At 45.4% G+C, this 3,291-nt stretch carries 4 protein-coding genes; 1 reads left to right on the plus strand and 3 read right to left on the minus strand.

Annotated elements, in window-relative coordinates:
* From AB4496_RS14990 to rsuA, 3 genes are all read right to left on the minus strand, one after another.
* A partial coding sequence (locus tag AB4496_RS14990) for a DUF2913 family protein (RefSeq protein WP_372131258.1) occupies nt 1–206 on the minus strand: 206 nt, incomplete at its 3' end.
* The gene (locus tag AB4496_RS14995; RefSeq protein ID WP_017101184.1) at nt 206–1,423 is read right to left on the minus strand and encodes a Bcr/CflA family multidrug efflux MFS transporter; all 1,218 of its coding nucleotides are present in this window, start codon (nt 1,421–1,423) and stop codon (nt 206–208) included. The genes AB4496_RS14990 and AB4496_RS14995, both read right to left, overlap by 1 nt.
* 214 nt (nt 1,424–1,637) lie before the next feature.
* Entirely contained in the window at nt 1,638–2,333 is a 696-nt protein-coding gene (gene rsuA / locus AB4496_RS15000) for a 16S rRNA pseudouridine(516) synthase RsuA (RefSeq protein ID WP_009847085.1), read from the minus strand.
* A gap of 97 nt (nt 2,334–2,430) precedes the next feature.
* Between rsuA and AB4496_RS15005 the strand changes: the two genes are divergently transcribed.
* Nucleotides 2,431–3,291: DEAD/DEAH box helicase (locus tag AB4496_RS15005; protein WP_372131260.1), on the plus strand; the 861-nt coding region annotated here is incomplete at its 3' end.

Below are 3,291 nucleotides of genomic sequence, written 5' to 3' on the forward strand. Positions count from 1 at the left end.
GAACGGCCCTGTTTCTGCCAGCGAACCAAGTCAGGCACAATCACACGATCATAAGACTGAGCCTTAATCGCCTTCGTTACCCAACGAACTAAATAAAGGTTGTTCGCAATAGGCGCATCAATCGCTTTGCCTGCTTTGTGCAGAGCGTAAAGCTCGCCTAATGCATCATTCACTAACTTCTGAATTTCAATATAGTATTTTGACATTATGCCTTCTTTCCTAATGTCCAATATAGTAACGCTGACATTACTGCACACGCAGCCATTACCATAGCCATAGACCCAGCACTGTCACTTGGCAGCATCGCAACGATAGCTCCAACGACAGAACCAGTACCAAATCTTAATGTTCCCGCAAGCGATGAAGCCGTACCGGCCATGTTTGGATAACCACTGAGCAATAGACCCATAGAGTTACTGCCGATAGTAGAAATGGTGCCAATAAATAGCATCACAAACGGCACAATACCCCAAAGCCCGAGATCCAATAACCAACCAACCAGTAAACCGACGCCAGCTAATAATTGAATGACCAGCGCGGCTCTCAGCATGGTATGAGAGCCAACCTTCTTAACAATTCGACCATTAATTGTCGTCATCAGAATCATCGCAACGATGTTCAGACCAAACAGGTAACCAAACAGGTCAGGACGTACTCCATAGACATCAATGTAGACAAAAGAGCCTGCGGTTAAGAATGCAAACATCCCAGAGAACGAGAACGCACCCGAGAAAATTAGGCCCATAGCGGTCGAGTTTTTACATAAACGAGCGTAATTGCGAATCGTCGTTTTAAAGCGCAATGGCTGACGATTTTCAACAGGCAGTGTTTCAGGGATCTTAATGATAACCGCAAGAATCACGATAACCGCAAAAATAGCCAACACCCAAAAGATTGAACGCCAGCCGAACCACAATGCCAAATAACCACCAATCATAGGGGCAATTAATGGCGCAACCGTCATCACTAAGGTAACGAACGACATGGTTCTTGCAAAATCTTCACGGTCGAACATATCACGCACAACCGCTTGGATAATGACCGCCGCCGCCGCACCTGCAAAACCTTGAGCGGTACGAACTAACGTTAACGCTTCAATGCCATGAGTGGTTGCACTCACGACAGACGCTATCGCAAAGAAGAGCACACCAATCAGTAGAACTGGCTTGCGACCATAACTGTCGGCTAACGGACCATGTAACAACTGACCTAAAGCGAAACCTGCGGTGTACGCGGTAAGTGTGATTTGCACTTCCCCTGCTGTCACACCAAGATCTTTGGCGATCGTTGGCATTGCAGGTAGGTACATATCGATGGCGAGTGGTGTTAAAGCACCAATAGCGCCCAAAACCAAAAATAGCATCCAACCTAACTGAGGCGTTTGTGGTTGTGAGCTTGGGGTCTGTGAGGTAGACGTTTGCATAACTCTCCGACTAAGTACTAAGTTCTATGTGAACACGAGCATGCACGCAGCAATATACGAATATACACGTAGCAATACACGAATACGCACAGTGATACACGAATATGCGCACACATACATGAACATATAGTAATAATGGCTGAAACTGTCCTAGTACCAGTCAAAATAATCAGCCGACGCTATCCTTGGTCGGCCACATCTACGGTAGAAAAGATTACTTCCAGATAGAGTCTACTTCTTCTTGTGTTAGGTAACGGTATTCACCCAACTCTAAAGACTCGTCCATCTCGATTTCACCAATACGTTCACGGTGCAGTGCTTCTACCTTGTTACCAAGTGCTGCAAACATGCGTTTTACTTGGTGGTATTTGCCTTCGTGAATCGTTAGCAACACTTCACGCTCTGCACGTACTTCAAGGTGTGCTGGAAGTGTTAGGCCGTCTTCGCTCTTAAGCTGGATGCCCTCTTTGAACTTTTCAACGTAATCGTCTTCAACAGGTTCAACCAACCACACTCGGTACATCTTCTCGCACTTGTGCTTTGGCGATGTGATACGGTGAGACCACTTACCGTCGTCTGTCATTAAGACAAGACCCGTTGTATCAACATCTAAACGACCTGCAAAGTGCAGCTTGTCCATTTTGATTTCATCGAGTAATTCAAACGCAGTGCGATTTGAACCATCTTCATGCGAACAAACAAAGCCTTCTGGCTTGTAAAGCATGATGTAACGCGGGCCGTGAACATTCAGTTCATTGCCTTGCCATTCCACAACGCACTCTTCAGTTACCTTAAGCGAGCCGCTTTTTTGAATGACATCATTTACTGTCACTGCTTTTGATTTTAATAAGTGTGTTGCTTCTCTTCGAGTGACGCCTAACGCATCGCACAGAAATTTATCTAAACGCATGAATACCTCAACTAATCTAAGTCGGGTATTATAGTCACCTTTGCTCAATTAGTTGAGCTATTTCACACTATTTGTTTTTCATTTTACAAGACACGATATGTATACACTCCGCCCGTACCAAGCTGACTCAGTAAAATCAGTGATTCATTACTTCAGAAAACACCAAACACCGGCTGTTCTTGTATTGCCTACAGGCGCAGGAAAAAGCCTTGTGATTGCAGAGTTAGCAAGGCTCGCTAAAGGTCGTGTTCTAGTGCTTGCGCACGTAAAAGAGCTCGTTGAGCAAAACCATGAAAAGTATGAAGGTTATGGGCTAAAAGGTTCAATTTTCTCTGCTGGTTTAGGGCGTAAAGAGACAGACCAACAAGTGGTGTTTGCTTCAGTTCAATCCGTAGTTCGAAACCTTGACTCATTCTCCAATCAGTTCTCATTATTGGTTATCGACGAATGCCACCGCGTACCAGATGAAAAGACCAGCAGCTATCAAAAAGTGATCACTCACTTACGTGAAAATAATTCAGGCATAAAGGTGCTTGGATTGACCGCGACGCCTTATCGTCTTGGTATGGGGTGGCTTTACCAATATCACACACGTGGCCAAGTGCGTTCTGAAGAGCCGAGATTTTTCAGAGACTGTATTTTCGAACTGCCGATTCGTTACTTGTTGGACGAAGGCTTTCTAACACCAGCACGCATGATCGATGCGCCCGTTTTGAGCTATGACTTTTCGCAACTAAGGCCGGCAAGTACGGGGCGCTATAAAGAATCAGAACTCGATATGGTGATTGAGCAATCGAAGCGTGCTACCCCACAAATTGTCGATCAAATCATTGAACTGGCCAAAGACAAGCTTGGCATCATGGTATTTGCTGCGACCGTTAGACACGCACAAGAGATCCTTGGTTTACTGCCAGAAGGTGAAGCTTCAATTGTAATCGGCGACACACCGACACTCGAA

Origin of the sequence: Vibrio sp. 10N.222.46.A1 (assembly GCF_041473595.1) — a bacterium.
Taxonomy (GTDB): domain Bacteria; phylum Pseudomonadota; class Gammaproteobacteria; order Enterobacterales; family Vibrionaceae; genus Vibrio; species Vibrio tasmaniensis_A.

Bases quoted from the DNA above. Each gene is read 5' to 3' on its own strand.
- rsuA (WP_009847085.1), bottom strand. From the start codon at position 2,333: ATGCGTTTAGATAAATTTCTGTGCGATGCGTTAGGCGTCACTCGAAGA.
- AB4496_RS14995 (WP_017101184.1), bottom strand. From the start codon at position 1,423: ATGCAAACGTCTACCTCACAGACCCCAAGCTCACAACCACAAACGCCT.